This is a genomic window from Streptomyces sp. CNT372 (assembly GCF_000377145.1).
Genome location: NZ_KB897780.1, coordinates 287460 through 303012 on the forward strand (window position 1 = coordinate 287460; position 15553 = coordinate 303012).

Annotated in this window: 28 protein-coding genes; all 28 read right to left on the reverse strand. The window is 67.2% G+C overall.

Annotation, left to right across the window (positions count from 1 at the left end; genetic code table 11):
• Positions 1-109: 109 nt before the first annotated feature.
• The gene (gene rplQ / locus C593_RS0111675) at positions 110-622 is read right to left on the reverse strand and encodes a 50S ribosomal protein L17 (RefSeq protein WP_018847487.1); all 513 of its coding nucleotides are present in this window, start codon (positions 620-622) and stop codon (positions 110-112) included.
• 215 nt (positions 623-837) lie between these two features.
• Positions 838-1860, reverse strand: a complete 1023-nt coding sequence (locus tag C593_RS0111680) for a DNA-directed RNA polymerase subunit alpha (protein ID WP_003956430.1) — start codon at positions 1858-1860, stop codon at positions 838-840.
• A 136-nt stretch (positions 1861-1996) separates the two neighbouring features.
• On the reverse strand, positions 1997-2401 hold the full coding sequence (gene rpsK, locus C593_RS0111685) for a 30S ribosomal protein S11 (protein WP_017949643.1): 405 nt from the start codon (positions 2399-2401) through the stop codon (positions 1997-1999).
• Positions 2402-2466: 65 nt separating this feature from the next.
• Positions 2467-2847 carry a 30S ribosomal protein S13 gene (gene rpsM / locus C593_RS0111690; RefSeq protein ID WP_018847488.1) on the reverse strand — a complete coding sequence of 127 codons (381 nt, stop codon included), beginning with the start codon at positions 2845-2847 and terminating at the stop codon, positions 2467-2469.
• 194 nt (positions 2848-3041) lie between these two features.
• The gene (gene rpmJ / locus C593_RS0111695) at positions 3042-3155 is read right to left on the reverse strand and encodes a 50S ribosomal protein L36 (protein ID WP_003956441.1); all 114 of its coding nucleotides are present in this window, start codon (positions 3153-3155) and stop codon (positions 3042-3044) included.
• 58 nt (positions 3156-3213) lie between these two features.
• Complete coding sequence (infA, locus tag C593_RS0111700) at positions 3214-3435, reverse strand: translation initiation factor IF-1 (protein ID WP_003956442.1); 222 nt, start codon at positions 3433-3435, stop codon at positions 3214-3216.
• 259 nt (positions 3436-3694) lie between these two features.
• Positions 3695-4537 (reverse strand): type I methionyl aminopeptidase, encoded by an 843-nt coding sequence (gene map, locus C593_RS0111705; protein ID WP_018847489.1) that lies wholly within the window; start codon positions 4535-4537, stop codon positions 3695-3697.
• A gap of 109 nt (positions 4538-4646) precedes the next feature.
• A complete protein-coding gene (locus C593_RS0111710) occupies positions 4647-5306 on the reverse strand; it encodes an adenylate kinase (protein WP_018847490.1) in 660 nt (219 codons plus the stop codon).
• The gene (gene secY / locus C593_RS0111715) at positions 5306-6625 is read right to left on the reverse strand and encodes a preprotein translocase subunit SecY (protein WP_018847491.1); all 1320 of its coding nucleotides are present in this window, start codon (positions 6623-6625) and stop codon (positions 5306-5308) included. Before secY ends, C593_RS0111710 begins: the two co-directional genes overlap by 1 nt.
• Before the next feature lie 223 nt (positions 6626-6848).
• Positions 6849-7304 carry a 50S ribosomal protein L15 gene (rplO, locus tag C593_RS0111720; protein ID WP_018847492.1) on the reverse strand — a complete coding sequence of 152 codons (456 nt, stop codon included), beginning with the start codon at positions 7302-7304 and terminating at the stop codon, positions 6849-6851.
• A 1-nt stretch (position 7305) separates the two neighbouring features.
• Positions 7306-7488, reverse strand: coding sequence for a 50S ribosomal protein L30 (gene rpmD, locus C593_RS0111725; RefSeq protein WP_005313525.1), 183 nt, complete (start codon positions 7486-7488; stop codon positions 7306-7308).
• Positions 7488-8093 carry a 30S ribosomal protein S5 gene (gene rpsE / locus C593_RS0111730; RefSeq protein ID WP_018847493.1) on the reverse strand — a complete coding sequence of 202 codons (606 nt, stop codon included), beginning with the start codon at positions 8091-8093 and terminating at the stop codon, positions 7488-7490. The genes rpmD and rpsE overlap by 1 nt, the downstream gene beginning before the upstream one ends.
• 45 nt (positions 8094-8138) lie before the next feature.
• Positions 8139-8522, reverse strand: coding sequence for a 50S ribosomal protein L18 (gene rplR, locus C593_RS0111735; protein ID WP_018847494.1), 384 nt, complete (start codon positions 8520-8522; stop codon positions 8139-8141).
• 3 nt (positions 8523-8525) lie between these two features.
• On the reverse strand, positions 8526-9065 hold the full coding sequence (rplF, locus tag C593_RS0111740; protein WP_018847495.1) for a 50S ribosomal protein L6: 540 nt from the start codon (positions 9063-9065) through the stop codon (positions 8526-8528).
• Between the two features lie 21 nt (positions 9066-9086).
• A complete protein-coding gene (gene rpsH, locus C593_RS0111745) occupies positions 9087-9485 on the reverse strand; it encodes a 30S ribosomal protein S8 (RefSeq protein ID WP_018847496.1) in 399 nt (132 codons plus the stop codon).
• 210 nt (positions 9486-9695) lie between these two features.
• Positions 9696-9881 (reverse strand): type Z 30S ribosomal protein S14, encoded by a 186-nt coding sequence (locus tag C593_RS0111750; protein WP_003956452.1) that lies wholly within the window; start codon positions 9879-9881, stop codon positions 9696-9698.
• Positions 9882-9886: 5 nt separating this feature from the next.
• Entirely contained in the window at positions 9887-10444 is a 558-nt protein-coding gene (rplE, locus tag C593_RS0111755; protein WP_018847497.1) for a 50S ribosomal protein L5, read from the reverse strand.
• On the reverse strand, positions 10444-10767 hold the full coding sequence (gene rplX / locus C593_RS0111760) for a 50S ribosomal protein L24 (protein WP_018847498.1): 324 nt from the start codon (positions 10765-10767) through the stop codon (positions 10444-10446). Before rplX ends, rplE begins: the two co-directional genes overlap by 1 nt.
• A gap of 2 nt (positions 10768-10769) precedes the next feature.
• Entirely contained in the window at positions 10770-11138 is a 369-nt protein-coding gene (rplN, locus tag C593_RS0111765) for a 50S ribosomal protein L14 (RefSeq protein WP_003956455.1), read from the reverse strand.
• A gap of 106 nt (positions 11139-11244) precedes the next feature.
• Positions 11245-11529, reverse strand: a complete 285-nt coding sequence (gene rpsQ / locus C593_RS0111770; protein WP_018847499.1) for a 30S ribosomal protein S17 — start codon at positions 11527-11529, stop codon at positions 11245-11247.
• Positions 11529-11753, reverse strand: coding sequence for a 50S ribosomal protein L29 (rpmC, locus tag C593_RS0111775; protein ID WP_017949657.1), 225 nt, complete (start codon positions 11751-11753; stop codon positions 11529-11531). Before rpmC ends, rpsQ begins: the two co-directional genes overlap by 1 nt.
• Entirely contained in the window at positions 11753-12172 is a 420-nt protein-coding gene (rplP, locus tag C593_RS0111780) for a 50S ribosomal protein L16 (protein ID WP_005313579.1), read from the reverse strand. The genes rpmC and rplP overlap by 1 nt, the downstream gene beginning before the upstream one ends.
• Before the next feature lie 5 nt (positions 12173-12177).
• On the reverse strand, positions 12178-13008 hold the full coding sequence (gene rpsC / locus C593_RS0111785) for a 30S ribosomal protein S3 (protein ID WP_018847500.1): 831 nt from the start codon (positions 13006-13008) through the stop codon (positions 12178-12180).
• Complete coding sequence (gene rplV, locus C593_RS0111790; protein WP_026277599.1) at positions 13008-13355, reverse strand: 50S ribosomal protein L22; 348 nt, start codon at positions 13353-13355, stop codon at positions 13008-13010. Before rplV ends, rpsC begins: the two co-directional genes overlap by 1 nt.
• A 42-nt stretch (positions 13356-13397) precedes the next feature.
• On the reverse strand, positions 13398-13679 hold the full coding sequence (gene rpsS / locus C593_RS29475; RefSeq protein ID WP_017949661.1) for a 30S ribosomal protein S19: 282 nt from the start codon (positions 13677-13679) through the stop codon (positions 13398-13400).
• Positions 13680-13691: 12 nt separating this feature from the next.
• Entirely contained in the window at positions 13692-14528 is an 837-nt protein-coding gene (gene rplB / locus C593_RS0111805; protein ID WP_018847502.1) for a 50S ribosomal protein L2, read from the reverse strand.
• 42 nt (positions 14529-14570) lie between these two features.
• Positions 14571-14894, reverse strand: coding sequence for a 50S ribosomal protein L23 (gene rplW / locus C593_RS0111810; protein ID WP_018847503.1), 324 nt, complete (start codon positions 14892-14894; stop codon positions 14571-14573).
• Positions 14894-15547 (reverse strand): 50S ribosomal protein L4, encoded by a 654-nt coding sequence (gene rplD, locus C593_RS0111815; RefSeq protein WP_018847504.1) that lies wholly within the window; start codon positions 15545-15547, stop codon positions 14894-14896. Before rplD ends, rplW begins: the two co-directional genes overlap by 1 nt.
• Between the last annotated feature and the right edge of the window lie 6 nt (positions 15548-15553).

Below are 15553 nucleotides of genomic sequence, written 5' to 3' on the forward strand. Positions count from 1 at the left end.
CGCGTACGGCGCGCCGCACCCCGCGCACCATGCGGAACGGGCCCGCCCCCGTGAGGGGACGGACCCGTTCGGCGAACCGGGACCGGGCCGCGGGGGCCCGGAGCCGGGTTCAGGCGTCCTTGGACTCCTCGGCGGCGTCCTCGGACTTCGCCTCGACGGCCTCGTCGGTCGTGGCCTCGGCGGCCTCGTCCTTCTTGAGGGCGTCTTCCTTGACCGCACGCTTGGTGGCGGCCTCGGCCTCGGCGACGGTCGCCTTCTTGGCGATCTCACCCTCGACCAGCTCGATCACGGCCATCGGGGCGTTGTCGCCACGACGGTTGCCGATCTTGGTGATGCGGGTGTAACCGCCGGGACGCTCGGCGTAACGCGGAGCGATCTCGGTGAACAGGGTGTGCACGACACCCTTGTCCGTGATGCTCTGCAGCACCAGGCGACGGTTGTGGATGTCGCCCTTCTTCGCCTTGGTGATCAGGCGCTCGGCGACCGGACGCAGGCGGCGGGCCTTCGCCTCGGTCGTGGTGATGCGGCCGTGCTCGAACAGCGACTTCGCCAGGTTCGCGAGAAGCAGCTTCTCGTGAGCGGCGCTGCCACCGAAACGGGCTCCCTTGGTGGGACGCGGCATGGTGTTTCTCCTTGGTGTCTGCACCGGCCGTACCAGGTACCGGTGTCAGTATCCGAGCAGGCGGTTACCTGTCGGAGACCCGCGCCCCCCGTCAGGGTGCGCCCCCGGAAGGGCGCACCGTCAGGGGCGCGGGGCGGTGCTGCCTGTGCGGCTGCGCCGCGTGGGCGCGGTCGGCCACGGCCGACCGCGGCGGCAGTACCGTCTCGGGACGGAGATCAGTACTGCTCGGTCTCGACGAACCCGGCGTCCGCGTCGTCGTCCGCCCCGAAGGCGTCGGCGGCGGCGGTCGGGTCGAATCCGGGCGGGCTGTCCTTGAGCGCCAGGCCCATGCCGGCCAGCTTCGCCTTGACCTCGTCGATCGACTTCGCGCCGAAGTTGCGGATGTCGAGCAGGTCCGCCTCGGAGCGCGCCACGAGCTCACCCACGGAGTGGATGCCCTCACGCTTGAGGCAGTTGTAGGAGCGGACCGTGAGCTCCAGCTCCTCGATCGGCAGCGCCAGGTCCGCGGCGAGGGCGGCGTCCGTCGGGGACGGGCCCATGTCGATGCCCTCGGCGTCGATGTTGAGCTCGCGCGCCAGACCGAACAGCTCGACCAGGGTCTTGCCGGCGGACGCCATGGCGTCACGCGGGCGCATGGCCTGCTTGGTCTCGACGTCGACGATCAGCTTGTCGAAGTCGGTGCGCTGCTCGACACGGGTCGCCTCGACCTTGTAGGTGACCTTGAGAACCGGCGAGTAGATGGAGTCGACCGGGATACGGCCGATCTCCTGGCCCACCTGCTTGTTCTGGACGGCGGAGACGTAGCCGCGACCGCGCTCGACGGTCAGCTCCATCTCCAGCTTGCCCTTGCCGTTCAGGGTGGCGAGGACCAGATCGGGGTTGTGCACCTCGACACCGGCCGGCGGCGCGATGTCCGCGGCGGTGACCAGGCCGGGGCCCTGCTTGCGCAGGTACATCACGACCGGCTCGTCGTGCTCCGAGGAGACGACCAGCTGCTTGATGTTGAGGATGAGGTCGGTGACGTCCTCCTTGACGCCCGGCACGGTGGTGAACTCGTGCAGGACACCGTCGATGCGGATGGACGTGACGGCCGCACCCGGGATCGAGGAGAGGAGGGTGCGACGGAGGCTGTTGCCGAGCGTGTAGCCGAAGCCCGGCTCCAGGGGCTCGATGACGAACCGCGAGCGGTACTCGTCGACGACCTCTTCGGTCAGCGAGGGACGCTGAGCGATCAGCATGGTGTGACTTCCTTCAGTCGTGGACGCCCGCTATTTGACGTCCTCTGATACAGGGTACGGGCGGCACGCCCCGAAAGGGACGTACCGCCCGGAACACCCTGGTCCAGCAGCCGGGCCGCGAGGCCCGCGCCGTGCGTCAGACGCGGCGGCGCTTCGGCGGACGGCAGCCGTTGTGCGGGGTGGGGGTGACGTCCTGGATCGAGCCGACCTCCAGGCCGGTGGCCTGGAGCGAGCGGATCGCGGTCTCACGGCCGGAGCCGGGACCCTTGACGAAGACGTCGACCTTGCGCATGCCGTGCTCCTGCGCGCGGCGGGCGGCCGACTCGGCGGCCATCTGCGCGGCGAAGGGGGTGGACTTGCGCGAGCCCTTGAAGCCGACGTGGCCGGCGGAGGCCCAGGAGATCACGTTGCCCGAGGGGTCGGTGATCGAGACGATCGTGTTGTTGAACGTGCTCTTGATGTGCGCGTGGCCGTGAGCGACGTTCTTCTTTTCCTTGCGGCGCACCTTCTTGACTGCGCCCTGACGTCCCTTGGGGGGCATCTCTTAACTCCTACGGGAGGTGGTCGGTCCTGCAGCGAAGACCGTGGACAGATGTCCGCTGAGGACTACTTCTTGCCCGGCTTCTTCTTGCCGGCGATCGCGCGACGCGGGCCCTTGCGGGTACGCGCGTTCGTGCTGGTGCGCTGGCCGTGGACCGGCAGGCCGCGGCGGTGGCGCAGACCCTGGTAGCAGCCGATCTCGACCTTGCGGCGGATGTTGGCCTGGATGTCGCGGCGGAGGTCACCTTCGGTCTGGAAGTTGACGTCCACGTACTCGCGGATCTTGACCAGGTCCTCTTCGGCGAGGTCACGAACGCGGGTGTTCGGGTCGACACCGGTGGCGGCGAGGGTCTCCTGGGACCGCGTGCGCCCGATGCCGAAGACGTAGGTGAGGGCGACCTCGATGCGCTTGTCGCGCGGAAGGTCAACGCCTTCAAGGCGTGCCATTCATGGCTCCTGATGTAGTCGGAGGTCTTCCGCAAGGTCGTTCCGTGGCCGCCGACCCCGCGAGCGGGGTGGTACGACCAGGTCTCCGGCCTCCACCGGAGGTGTCGCCGGCCGAAGCCAGGCGGACCCTGCGTATGTACATGGTGTTACGTGCGTCGCGCGAAAACTGCGAGTGTGCTGCAGGTGGTCGTGCGTCAGCCCTGGCGCTGCTTGTGGCGCAGGTTGTCGCAGATGACCATGACCCGGCCGTGACGGCGGATCACCTTGCACTTGTCGCAGATCTTCTTGACGCTCGGCTTGACCTTCATGGGATGTGAGGTTCTCCGGGTCAGTGCCGCCACCCCGCGAGAGGGGGTGCGACAAGATCTACTTGTAGCGGTAGACGATCCGGCCACGCGTCAGGTCGTAGGGAGAGAGCTCCACCACGACCCGGTCGTCCGGAAGGATGCGGATGTAGTGCATGCGCATCTTGCCGGAGATGTGCGCGAGGACCTTGTGACCGTTCTGGAGCTCCACCTTGAACATGGCGTTCGGGAGGGACTCGATCACGGTGCCCTCGATTTCGATGGCACCTTGCTTCTTGGCCACGCTACGCCCTTCGAATCGGCTACCTTGATCGACCCTCGTTCCGGGTGCGGACACACGGATACACGAGAGCCGACGCATCAGTCTACGTCAGGGCCTTCGAAAAGACGAATCCGTCAAGCATGCCCACCGCCGGTGATCGTTACGCGGCCGGGGCGGGCGGGCCCGTACGTCCCGGCCCGGGGCCCGCGCGTCCGGGTCGGCAGCCCTCGCGTCCCGGCCCGGGGCCCAAAGGCCCGTCGCGGCCCGGGAGCCCGGGAGGTCAGCCGCGGCCCGCTGGGTCCGGGGCGGCGGTGACGCCCAGCTCGGCCAGCTTGGCCCGGCCGCCGTCGGGGGACGTCAGCACCAGGGGACCCTCCTCCGTCAGGGCCACGGAGTGCTCCCAGTGGGAGGACCAGGTGCCGTCGGTGGTGACGACGGTCCAGTCGTCGGAAAGGACCTCGGTGTGCGGGGTGCCGAGGGAGACCATCGGCTCGATCGCCAGGCAGAAGCCGGGGACCAGCTTGGGGCCGCGGCCGCGCTTGCGGGAGACGTAGTTCAGCAGGTGCGGGTCCATGTGCATCTCGGTGCCGATGCCGTGGCCGCCGTAGTCCTCGATGATCCCGTACTTGCCGGTCGCCGGTCGGGGCTGGCGGCGGATGTAGGTCTCGATCGCGCGGGAGACGTCGACCAGCCGGTTGCCGTTCTTCATCGCCGCGATGCCGGCCCACATCGACTCCTCGGTCACCCGGGAGAGCTCGATCAGCTCCGGGGCGTGACCGGTGCCGACGAAGGCCGTGTAGGCCGCGTCCCCGTGCCAGCCGTCCACGATGGCGCCCGCGTCGATCGAGATGATGTCCCCGTCCTTGAGGACCGTCTTCTCGTCCGGGATGCCGTGGACGACGACCTCGTTGACCGAGGTGCAGATCGTGGCGGGGAAGCCGCCGTAGCCGAGGAAGTTCGACTTGGCGCCGTGGTCGGAGATCACCTTGCGGGCGGCCTCGTCGAGGTCGCGGGTGGTCGCACCGGGGACGGCAGCCTCACGGGTCGCCGCGTGGATGGCGGCGACGACCAGTCCCGCCTCGCGCATCTTCGCGATCTGCTCGGGGGTCTTGATCTGCACCATTGCGGCGGGGGCCTTTCCGGAGGGGGCGGGGCTGAGGGGGAACTGGCTCAACGATAAGGCCGCGGCGTCCTCGGGACACCGCGGCCGAATCGGGGTTCGCGCGGGAGGCTCAGGCGGCCTTGCCGGGCTGGAGGGCCTCCATGGCACGGGCGGTCACATCGGCGACCTGGCCGAGCGCCGAGATCGTGACGACCAGGCCCTGGGCCCGGTAGTAGTCGATGATCGGCTCGGTCTGGGTGTGGTAGACCTCCAGCCGCTTGCGGACGGTCTCCTCGGAGTCGTCGTCGCGCTGGTACAGCTCGCCCCCGCACTCGTCGCACACGCCCTCGGACTTCGGCGGGGTGTAGACGACGTGGAAGACGTGCGCGCTGTTGTTGCGGCACACCCGGCGGCCGGCGATGCGCTTGACCACCTCGTCCTCGGGGACCTCCAGGTCGAGGACGGCGTCCAGCTCGACGCCCTCGCCCTTCAGCATCTCGTCGAGCGCCTCGGCCTGGCCCACGTTGCGCGGGAAGCCGTCCAGCAGGAAGCCGTTCGCCGCGTCGGACTGACCCATGCGGTCCCTGGCCATCCCGATGGTCACCTCGTCCGGCACCAGGTTGCCGGCGTCCATGTACGCCTTGGCCTGCTTGCCGAGCTCGGTGCCCTGGGAGATGTTGGCGCGGAACAGGTCGCCCGTGGAGATGTGCGGAATGGACAGGTTCTTCGCGAGGAAGGCAGCCTGCGTTCCCTTCCCGGCACCGGGCGGTCCGACGAGGACGATTCGCATCAGCGGAGGAACCCTTCGTAATTACGCTGCTGGAGCTGGCTCTCGATCTGCTTCACGGTCTCAAGACCCACACCCACGATGATGAGGATGCTGGTGCCGCCGAACGGGAAGTTGGCATTGGCACCGCCGAAGCCTGCCAACGCCACTGTCGGCACGAGAGCGATCAGACCCAGGTACAGCGAGCCCGGCCAAGTGATCCTGTTGAGCACGTAGCTCAGGTACTCGGCAGTGGGACGACCGGCCCGGATGCCCGGGATGAACCCACCATACTTCTTCATGTTGTCGGCAACTTCGTCGGGGTTGAACGAGATCGCCACGTAGAAGAACGCGAAGAACACGATCAGCACGAAGTACAACGAGATGTACAACGGGCCGTCGGGCTGCACCAGGTTGGCTTCGATCCAGGTCTTCCAGCCGGACTGGCCGCTGGAGAACTGGGCGACGAGGGCCGGGATGTAGAGCAGCGAGGAAGCGAAGATGACGGGAATCACACCCGCCTGGTTCACCTTCAGCGGGATGTACGTGGACGTACCGCCGTAGGACCTGCGGCCGATCATGCGCTTCGCGTACTGCACCGGGATACGGCGCTGGGCCTGTTCGACGAAGACGACGAGGCCCACCATGGCGAAGCCGATCAGGATCACCGTGCCGAACTCGATCCAGCCGTTCGCCAGCTTGCCGCTCTCCTTGATGGCCCACAGGGCGCCCGGGAAGCCGGCGGCGATCGAGATGAACATGAGGATCGACATGCCGTTGCCGATACCGCGGTCGGTGACGAGCTCACCGAGCCACATCACGACGGCGGTTCCCGCGGTCATGGTGACGACCATGATGACCGTGGTGAAGATCGAGCGGTCGGGCACGATCTCGTTGGCCACCCGGCAGCCGCTGAAGAGGGCGCCGCTGCGGGCGGTGGCCACCAGGCCGGTGCCCTGGAGGACGGCGAGGGCGATCGTCAGGTAACGCGTGTACTGCGTGATCTTCGCGGTACCGGACTGCCCCTCCTTCTTGAGCGCTTCGAGCCGCGGAATCACCACGGTCAGGAGCTGGAGGATGATGCTCGCCGTGATGTACGGCATCACACCGAGCGCGAAGATGGTGATCTGGAGGAGAGCGCCGCCGCTGAACAGATCGACGAGACCCAGCAGACTGCCGCCGTTCTTTGACGCCTGTTCCACACAGATCTGGACGTTCTGATAGCTGACACCGGGCACGGGGATGTGCGCGCCGAGCCGGTACAGCACGATGATGCCAAGAGTAAAGAGCAGCTTCTTGCGCAGGTCGGGCGTCTTGAACGCCCGGGCGAACGCGGTGAGCACGGTGCCTCCTGCGACCCCCGCGCTACTGCGTCAGAGGTGACGGTCTTGAGGTTCGACGAATACGAATCAGGGCAAACGCGCCCGGTGGGCCTCCCGAGGCACACCGGACTGAAGTTAACAGTGCACGCCACCTTACCGGCGACCGTGCCCCCCTAGGAACGACCAACCGGGGATGCCCCATTTGGGAGGCATCCCCGGTCGCGTTTCAGGCCATCGACTCGTCTCAGACGAGCTCGGTGACGGTACCGCCGGCGGCGGTGATCTTCTCCTTGGCCGAGCCGGAGACGGCGTCGACCGTCACCTGCAGCGCCACGGAGATCTCGCCCTGGCCCAGGACCTTGACGAGCTGGTTCTTGCGCACGGCACCCTTGGCGACCAGGTCGGCCACGGTGACCTCGCCACCCTGCGGGTACAGGGCCGCGAGCTTGTCCAGGTTCACGACCTGGAACTCGGTGCGGAACGGGTTCTTGAAGCCCTTGAGCTTCGGGAGGCGCATGTGGAGGGGCATCTGCCCACCCTCGAAGCGCTCCGGAACCTGGTAACGGGCCTTGGTGCCCTTGGTACCACGACCGGCCGTCTTACCCTTCGACGCCTCACCACGACCCACACGGGTCTTGGCGGTCTTGGCGCCCGGGGCAGGACGGAGGTTGTGGACCTTCAGCGGGTTCTGCTCCGCCATGTCAGTCGACCTCCTCGACCGTCACGAGGTGGCGGACGGTGTGCACCATGCCGCGGAACTCGGGGCGGTCCTCCTTGACGACCACGTCGTTCAGGCGCTTGAGCCCGAGCGAACGCAGGGTGTCACGGTGGTTCTGCTTGCTGCCGATGTACGACTTGGTCTGCGTGATCTTGAGACGGGCCATCACGCACCCGCTCCCGCACGCGCACGCAGCAGAGCCGCGGGGGCGACGTCCTCGAGGGGCAGACCACGGCGGGCCGCGATCTCCTCGGGACGCTGCAGGCCCTTGAGGGCCGCCACGGTCGCGTGAACGATGTTGATCGCGTTGTCCGAGCCGAGCGACTTCGACAGGATGTCGTGCACGCCCGCGCACTCCAGCACGGCACGCACCGGGCCACCGGCGATAACACCGGTACCGGGGGCGGCGGGCTTGAGCAGGACGACGCCGGCAGCCTTCTCACCCTGGATCGGGTGCGGGATGGTGCCCTGGATACGGGGGACCTTGAAGAAGTGCTTCTTGGCCTCCTCAACACCCTTGGCGATGGCGGCCGGCACCTCCTTGGCCTTGCCGTAACCGACACCCACGGTGCCGTCACCGTCGCCCACCACGACCAGCGCGGTGAAGCTGAAGCGACGACCACCCTTCACAACCTTGGCGACGCGGTTGATCGCGACAACGCGCTCAACGTACGCGGTCTTCTCGGCGGCGGCGGCGCCACCGTCGCGACCCTTCCGGTCCCGCCGCTCGCCGCCACCGGCACCGCTTCCGCGGCGCTGGGGTCCAGCCATTGGATTACCTCTCTCTGTTACGTCCGTTAGTCCCGGAACCGGGGCTCAGAACTTCAGCCCGGCCTCGCGGGCGGCGTCAGCCAGAGCGGCAATGCGCCCGGCGTACCTGTTGCCACCACGGTCGAACACGACGGCCTCGACACCGGCGGCCTTGGCGCGCTCGGCGACCAGGGCGCCGACCTGCTTGGCCTGCGCGGACTTGTCGCCCTCGCCACCGCGGATCGAAGCGTCCAGGGTGGACGCCGACGCCAGGGTGTGACCCTTCAGGTCGTCGATGACCTGGGCGACGATGTTCCGGTTCGAGCGCGTCACGACGAGGCGCGGACGCTCCGCCGTACCCGACACGTTCTTGCGGATGCGGATGTGACGGCGCTGCTTCGCGGCGCGCTTGTAGGCGTCGCCCTTAGCGATCTTCGTGCCGTATGCCATGGCTTACTTACCCGCCTTTCCGACCTTGCGGCGGATGACCTCGCCCGCGTACTTGACGCCCTTGGCCTTGTACGGGTCGGGCTTACGCAGCTTGCGGATGTTCGCGGCGACCTCGCCGACCTTCTGCTTGTCGATGCCCTCGACCGAGAACTTGGTCGGCGACTCGACCTTGAAGGAGATCCCGTCGGGGGCCTCCACCAGGATCGGGTGGCTGTAACCGAGCTGGAACTCCAGGTTGGAGCCCTTCGCGGCGACGCGGTAACCGACACCGCTGATCTCGAGCGCCTTGGTGTAACCCTGGGTCACGCCGGTGATCATGTTCGCCACCAGCGTGCGGGACAGGCCGTGCAGGGCCTTGTTCTGACGCTCGTCGTTGGGACGGGTGACGTTGAGAACGCCGTCCTCGCCCTTCACAATCTCGATCGGCGCGGCAACGGTGTGCGTGAGGGTGCCCTTGGAGCCCTTCACGGTGACCGTACGGCCGTCGATGGTGACGTCCACACCGGCGGGAACCTGGATGGGGAGCTTGCCGATACGCGACATGAGCTTTTCCTCCGTTCCCGACTACCAGACGTAGGCGAGGACTTCCCCACCCACGCCCTTCTTCTGCGCCTGCTGGCCGGTCAGGAGACCGTGGGACGTGGAGATGATCGCCACGCCCAGGCCGCCGAGGACCTTCGGCAGGTTGGTGGACTTCGCGTAAACACGCAGACCCGGCTTGGAGATGCGCTTGATGCCGGCGATCGAACGCTCACGGTTCGGGCCGAACTTCAGCTCCAGGACGAGGTTCTTGCCGACCTCGGCGTCCTCGACCTTCCAGCCGGTGATGAAACCCTCCTGCTGGAGGATCTCGGCGATGTGCGACTTGATCTTGCTGTGCGGCATGGCCACGGAGTCGTGGTACGCCGAGTTCGCGTTACGCAGACGCGTCAGCATGTCTGCGATCGGATCAGTCATGGTCATGAATTGGCCTTCGGCCTCTCTCGCCGGGGTTTCCTGTATGCGCCATCCCTCTCCCCACACAGGGGCGGGACGGGTGCGGCGCGGGGACCTACGGCGTAGTAAGTCGTGACGGGCGGCGGACGCCCAACCCCACAAGCCTACGGCATGTGAGGGAGGGCCTTCCGCCGACCCACTGCTTACCGAGAGACTCCGGTCATCCCAACGAGGGGATTACCAGGAGCTCTTGGTCACGCCCGGCAGCTCGCCACGGTGAGCCATCTCACGGAGGCACACGCGGCACAGGCCGAACTTGCGGTACACGGAGTGCGGGCGGCCACAGCGCTGGCAGCGGGTGTAGGCACGCACACCGAACTTGGGCTTACGAGCAGCCTTGGCAATCAGAGCCTTCTTCGCCATCTCGCTCACGCCTCCTTGAACGGGAAGCCGAGGTGACGCAGAAGGGCACGGCCCTCGTCGTCGTTGGTCGCCGTGGTGACCACGGTGATGTCCATACCCCGGACGCGGTCGATCTTGTCCTGGTCGATCTCGTGGAACATGACCTGCTCCGTGAGACCGAAGGTGTAGTTGCCACGGCCGTCGAACTGCTTGGGGGACAGACCGCGGAAGTCGCGGATGCGCGGGAGCGCGAGCGACAGGGTGCGGTCCAGGAACTCCCACATGCGGTCGCCACGGAGCGTGACGTGGGCACCGATCGGCTGACCCTCACGCAGCTTGAACTGCGCGATGGACTTGCGGGCCTTGGTGACGGCCGGCTTCTGACCGGTGATCGTGGTGAGGTCGCGAATCGCGCCGTCGATCAGCTTGGAGTCGCGGGCGGCGTCGCCCACACCCATGTTGACCACGATCTTGACGAGGCCGGGAACCTGCATGACGTTCTCGTAGGAGAACTCCTCACGCAGCTTGCCCGCGATCTCCTCGCGGTACTTCGTCTTCAGACGCGGAGTGGTGGTGGTCGCCATCAGATGTCCTCACCCGTCCGCTTGGCAACGCGGATCTTGTTGCCCTCGTCGTCGAAGCGGTAACCGACGCGGGTCACGACCTTCTTGCCGTCCTTCTCCACGACGAGCTGAACGTTGCTCACGTGGACGGGGGCCTCGGTCGTCACGATCCCGCCGGTCTGCGAACCGCGAGCGGTCTGACCGGCCTTGGTGTGCTTCTTGACCCGGTTGACACCCTCGACCAGGACACGGTCCTCGCGGGGGAAGGCCGCGATGACCTTGCCCTGCTTGCCCTTGTCCTTACCGGTGATGACCTGGACCAGGTCGCCCTTCTTGATCTTCATGCTTACAGCACCTCCGGCGCGAGCGAGATGATCTTCATGAACTTCTTCTCGCGCAGCTCACGGCCGACCGGGCCGAAGATACGGGTGCCGCGAGGGTCGCCGTCGTTCTTCAGAATGACGGCGGCGTTCTCGTCGAAGCGGATGTACGAGCCGTCCTGGCGGCGGCGCTCCTTGACGGTGCGAACGATGACCGCCTTGACGACGTCACCCTTCTTCACGTTGCCACCGGGGATCGCGTCCTTGACGGTGGCGACGATGACGTCACCGATGCCCGCGTAGCGGCGGCCGGAACCACCGAGAACACGGATGCAAAGGATCTCCTTGGCACCAGTGTTGTCGGCGACGCGCAGCCGCGACTCCTGCTGGATCACGTCTATCTCCTGATTGTCTGCCGGTTCCCGGCGGGGGCCGCTCCTCGTGGAGCGCACCCCCGCCGAGCCTGGCGGAACGAACTCGAAGGGTTACCCCTTCGAGCGATTACTTGGCCTTCTCGAGGATCTCGACGACGCGCCAGTGCTTGGTGGCGGACAGCTTCCGCGTCTCCATCAGGAGGACGCGGTCGCCGATGCCGGCAGCGTTCTGCTCGTCGTGGGCCTTGAGCTTGTTGGTACGGCGGATGACCTTGCCGTACAGCGCGTGCTTGACGCGGTCCTCGACGGCGACGACGACGGTCTTGTCCATCTTGTCGCTGACGACCAGACCCTCACGGGTCTTGCGGGCGTTGCGCGCGGTCTTGTTCTCGGTCACGTTGTTCTCGCTCATCAGGCGCTCTCCACCGTCTCGATGCCCAGCTCACGCTCACGCATCAGGGTGTAGATCCGGGCGATGTCCTTGCGGACGGCCTTCAGCCGGCCGTGGTTCTCGAGCTGGCCCGTCGCCGCCTGGAAGCGGAGGTTGAACAGCTCTTCCTTGGCCTCGCGGAGCTTGGCAACAAGCTCCTCGTTGCCCAGCTCGCGCAGCTCGGACGCCTTGGTACCGGCCGACATCACGCTTCACCTGCCTCGCGCTTGACGATCCGGCACTTCATCGGCAGCTTGTGCGCCGCACGAGTCAGAGCCTCACGCGCAATCTTCTCGTTCGGGTAGGACAGCTCGAACATGACCCGGCCCGGGTGCACGTTCGCCACCCACCACTCGGGCGAACCCTTACCGGAACCCATGCGGGTCTCGGCGGGCTTCTTCGTCAGCGGACGGTCCGGGTAGATGTTGATCCAGACCTTGCCGCCACGCTTGATGTGGCGGGTCATCGCGATACGAGCCGCCTCGATCTGGCGGTTGGTCACGTACGCCGGAGTCATGGCCTGGATGCCGTACTCGCCGAACGCGACCGTGGTGCCACCCTTGGCCATACCGCGGCGCTTGGGGTGGTGCTGCTTGCGGTGCTTGACCCTACGGGGGATCAGCATGTCGGTCAGGCCTCCGTTCCGGTGCTCTCAGCAGCCGGAGCGGCGGCGGGAGCCTCGGCCTTGGGGGCCTCGGCAGCCTGAGCCTGCTGCGGCTTGCGACCGCGACCGCCACGCTCGCCACCGCGGCCGCGGCCGGCCGGACGGTCGGCGCCGCCACGGGCCGGGCGGTTGCCGGCGCGGGCAGCAGCGTTCTCGGCGCGGACCTCGGCGATGTTCTTGACGTCGCCCTTGTAGATCCAGACCTTCACGCCGATGCGGCCGAAGGTCGTCTTGGCCTCGAAGAAGCCGTACTCGACGTTCGCGCGGAGCGTGTGCAGCGGCACACGGCCCTCGCGGTAGAACTCCGAGCGGGACATCTCGGCGCCGCCGAGACGGCCACCGCACTGGATCTTGATGCCCTTGGCGCCGGCCTTCATCGCCGACTGCATGCTCTTGCGCATGGCACGGCGGAAGGAGACGCGGGAGGACAGCTGCTCGGCCACGGCCTGGGCCACGAGCTGAGCGTCGACCTCGGGGTTCTTGACCTCGAGGATGTTGAGCTGCACCTGCTTGCCGGTGAGCTTCTCGAGGTCGCCGCGGATGCGGTCGGCCTCGGCGCCACGGCGGCCGATGACGATGCCCGGACGCGCGGTGTGGATGTCCACCCGCACACGGTCACGGGTGCGCTCGATCTCGACCTTGGAGATGCCGGCGCGCTCCATGCCGGACGTCATCATCCGACGGATGGCGACGTCTTCCTTGACGTAGTCCTTGTACAGCTTGTCGGCGTACCAGCGGGACTTGAAGTCCGTGGTGATACCGAGCCGGAACCCGTGCGGGTTTACCTTCTGGCCCATTACCGGGTTCCTTCCTTGCTGCTGACGACCACGGTGATGTGGCTGGTCCGCTTACGGATCCGGTAGGCACGGCCCTGGGCACGCGGACGGAACCGCTTCAGGGTCGGGCCCTCGTCCACGTACGCCTCGCTGATCACCAGCGAGGAGGCGTCCGTGTGGTCGTAGTTGTGCGCGGCGTTGGCGATGGCGCTGTCCAGCACCTTCTTCACCGGCACGCTCGCGGCCTGCGGGGCGAAACGCAGGACCGCCTGAGCCTCCGTGGCGTCCATGCCACGGATGAGGTCCACCACGCGGCGGGCCTTCATGGGCGTGACGCGGATGTACCGCGCCTGGGCCCTGGCTTCCATGGTTGTCCCTTCGATGTAAGTCATGAGTCGTTCCACCCCGCGTTAGCGGCGCTTCGACTTCCGGTCGTCCTTGACGTGGCCGCGGAAGGTGCGAGTCGGCGAGAACTCGCCGAGCTTGTGGCCGACCATGGACTCGGTGACGAACACCGGGACATGGGTCTTGCCGTTGTGCACCGCGATCGTGTGGCCCAGCATGGCCGGGACGATCATCGAGCGACGGGACCAGGTCTTGATGACGTTCTTGGTGCCGGCTTCGTTCTGGGCGTCCACCTTCTTGATCAGGTGGTCGTCGACGAAGGGCCCCTTCTTGAGACTGCGCGGCATCTGAACCCGCTCCTAGCGCTTCTTGTTCGTCTTGCGGCGGCGGACGATGTACTTGTTGCTCGCCTTCTTGGGAGAACGAGTACGACCCTCCTTCTGACCCCACGGGGAGACCGGGTGGCGACCACCGGAGGTCTTGCCCTCACCACCACCGTGCGGGTGGTCAACCGGGTTCATCGCCACACCGCGAACGGTCGGGCGGACGCCCAGCCAGCGCTTGCGGCCGGCCTTGCCCCAGTTGATGTTCGACTGCTCGGCGTTGCCGACCTCGCCGATGGTGGCGCGGCAGCGGACGTCGACCAGGCGGATCTCACCGGACGGCATGCGCAGGTGGGCCATCTGGCCCTCCTTCGCCAGCAGCTGCACGGAGGCACCCGCGGAGCGGGCGAACTTCGCGCCGCCGCCGGGCCGCAGCTCGATGGCGTGGATGGTCGTACCGACCGGGATGTTGCGCAGCGCCAGGTTGTTGCCGGGCTTGATGTCGGCCCCGGGGCCGTTCTCGACGCGGTCGCCCTGGTTCAGGCCACGCGGCGCGATGATGTAGCGCTTCTCGCCGTCCACGTAGTGGAGCAGCGCGATGCGCGCGGTGCGGTTGGGGTCGTACTCGATGTGAGCGACCTTGGCCGGCACGCCGTCCTTGTCGTGACGACGGAAGTCGATCACGCGGTAGGCGCGCTTGTGGCCACCGCCCTGGTGACGGACGGTCACACGACCGGTGTTGTTACGGCCGCCCTTGCTGTGCAGGGGGCGGACCAGCGACTTCTCCGGCGTGGACCGCGTGATCTCGACGAAGTCGGCGACGCTGGAGCCACGACGGCCCGGAGTCGTCGGCTTGTACTTGCGGATACCCATTTCTCAGTCCTCGTCCGATATTCGGACGATCCAGACCGCCCGTCAGGCGGTCGGACCGCCGAAGATGTCGATACGGTCGCCCTCGGCAAGGGTCACGATGGCGCGCTTGGTGTTGGCACGCTTGCCGAAACCGGTGCGGGTGCGCTTGCGCTTGCCCTGGCGGTTGATCGTGTTGACCCCGGTGACCTTGACCTGGAAGACCGCCTCGACGGCCTGCCGGATCTGGGTCTTGTTGGCACGCGGGTCGACGACGAACGTGTACTTGTTCTCGTCCAGCAGCGCGTAGCTCTTCTCCGACACGACCGGCTTCACGAGGATGTCGCGCGGGTCGGAGAAGGTCTTGCTGGTGATCGTGGCCTCGGACATCAGGCCTCGCTCCCTTCGGTGTCGTTGGCGGCCTTGGGGCCGGACACGAAGGACTCGAAGGCGGCCTGGGTGAAGACCACGTCGTCGGAGACGAGCACGTCGTACGTGTTCAGCTGGCCCGGCTCCAGGATGTGGACCTGGGGCAGGTTGCGGGCGGACAGCCACGCGGCCTCGTCCGAGCGCTCGGCGACCAGGAGCAGGTTCTTGCGCTCCGAGATCTTGCCCAGCAGGGACTTGGCGGCCTTCGTGGAGGCCGTGCCCTCGACCACGCCGGAGACGACGTGGATGCGCGAGTGACGGGCCCGGTCGGTGAGGGCACCGCGCAGGGCGGCGGCCTTCATCTTCTTCGGGGTCCGCTGCGAGTAGTCACGCGGCACGGGGCCGTGGACGACGCCACCGCCGGCAAACTGCGGCGCACGGGTCGAACCCTGACGGGCGCGGCCGGTGCCCTTCTGGCGGTACGGCTTCTTGCCGCCACCACGGACCTCGCCGCGGGTCTTGGTCTTGTGCGTGCCCTGACGGGCAGCGGCCAGCTGCGCGACGACGACCTGGTGGATCAGCGGAACGCTGACCTTGGCGTCGAAGATCTCCGCGGGGAGCTCGACGGTCCCGGCCTTGTCGCCTGCCGGCGAAAGGATGTCAATGGTGCTCATCGGTTA

Coding starts and splice junctions, on each gene's coding strand:
- C593_RS0111750 (WP_003956452.1), bottom strand. CDS start 9,881: ATGGCGAAGAAGGCTCTGATTGCCAAGGCTGCTCGTAAGCCCAAGTTC.
- rpsS (WP_017949661.1), bottom strand. CDS start 13,679: ATGCCGCGCAGTCTCAAGAAGGGGCCCTTCGTCGACGACCACCTGATC.
- rplB (WP_018847502.1), bottom strand. CDS start 14,528: ATGGGTATCCGCAAGTACAAGCCGACGACTCCGGGCCGTCGTGGCTCC.
- rpsQ (WP_018847499.1), bottom strand. CDS start 11,529: ATGAGCGAGAACAACGTGACCGAGAACAAGACCGCGCGCAACGCCCGC.
- rpmJ (WP_003956441.1), bottom strand. CDS start 3,155: ATGAAGGTCAAGCCGAGCGTCAAGAAGATCTGCGACAAGTGCAAGGTG.
- rplV (WP_026277599.1), bottom strand. CDS start 13,355: ATGGAAGCCAGGGCCCAGGCGCGGTACATCCGCGTCACGCCCATGAAG.
- rpmC (WP_017949657.1), bottom strand. CDS start 11,753: ATGTCGGCCGGTACCAAGGCGTCCGAGCTGCGCGAGCTGGGCAACGAG.
- rplW (WP_018847503.1), bottom strand. CDS start 14,894: ATGTCCGAGGCCACGATCACCAGCAAGACCTTCTCCGACCCGCGCGAC.
- rplD (WP_018847504.1), bottom strand. CDS start 15,547: ATGAGCACCATTGACATCCTTTCGCCGGCAGGCGACAAGGCCGGGACC.
- rplP (WP_005313579.1), bottom strand. CDS start 12,172: ATGCTGATCCCCCGTAGGGTCAAGCACCGCAAGCAGCACCACCCCAAG.
- rpsM (WP_018847488.1), bottom strand. CDS start 2,847: ATGGCACGCCTTGAAGGCGTTGACCTTCCGCGCGACAAGCGCATCGAG.
- rplO (WP_018847492.1), bottom strand. CDS start 7,304: ATGGCGGAGCAGAACCCGCTGAAGGTCCACAACCTCCGTCCTGCCCCG.
- rplR (WP_018847494.1), bottom strand. CDS start 8,522: ATGGCATACGGCACGAAGATCGCTAAGGGCGACGCCTACAAGCGCGCC.
- rpsC (WP_018847500.1), bottom strand. CDS start 13,008: ATGGGCCAGAAGGTAAACCCGCACGGGTTCCGGCTCGGTATCACCACG.
- rpsE (WP_018847493.1), bottom strand. CDS start 8,093: ATGGCTGGACCCCAGCGCCGCGGAAGCGGTGCCGGTGGCGGCGAGCGG.
- rpsK (WP_017949643.1), bottom strand. CDS start 2,401: ATGCCCCCCAAGGGACGTCAGGGCGCAGTCAAGAAGGTGCGCCGCAAG.
- rplF (WP_018847495.1), bottom strand. CDS start 9,065: ATGTCGCGTATCGGCAAGCTCCCCATCCAGGTTCCCGCCGGTGTGGAC.
- C593_RS0111680 (WP_003956430.1), bottom strand. CDS start 1,860: ATGCTGATCGCTCAGCGTCCCTCGCTGACCGAAGAGGTCGTCGACGAG.
- rpmD (WP_005313525.1), bottom strand. CDS start 7,488: ATGGCCCGTCTCAAGATCACGCAGACCAAGTCGTACATCGGCAGCAAG.
- rpsH (WP_018847496.1), bottom strand. CDS start 9,485: ATGACCATGACTGATCCGATCGCAGACATGCTGACGCGTCTGCGTAAC.
- map (WP_018847489.1), bottom strand. CDS start 4,537: ATGGTGCAGATCAAGACCCCCGAGCAGATCGCGAAGATGCGCGAGGCG.
- C593_RS0111710 (WP_018847490.1), bottom strand. CDS start 5,306: ATGCGAATCGTCCTCGTCGGACCGCCCGGTGCCGGGAAGGGAACGCAG.
- rplX (WP_018847498.1), bottom strand. CDS start 10,767: ATGAAGATCAAGAAGGGCGACCTGGTCCAGGTCATCACCGGTAAGGAC.
- rplE (WP_018847497.1), bottom strand. CDS start 10,444: ATGGCGACCACCACCACTCCGCGTCTGAAGACGAAGTACCGCGAGGAG.
- rplQ (WP_018847487.1), bottom strand. CDS start 622: ATGCCGCGTCCCACCAAGGGAGCCCGTTTCGGTGGCAGCGCCGCTCAC.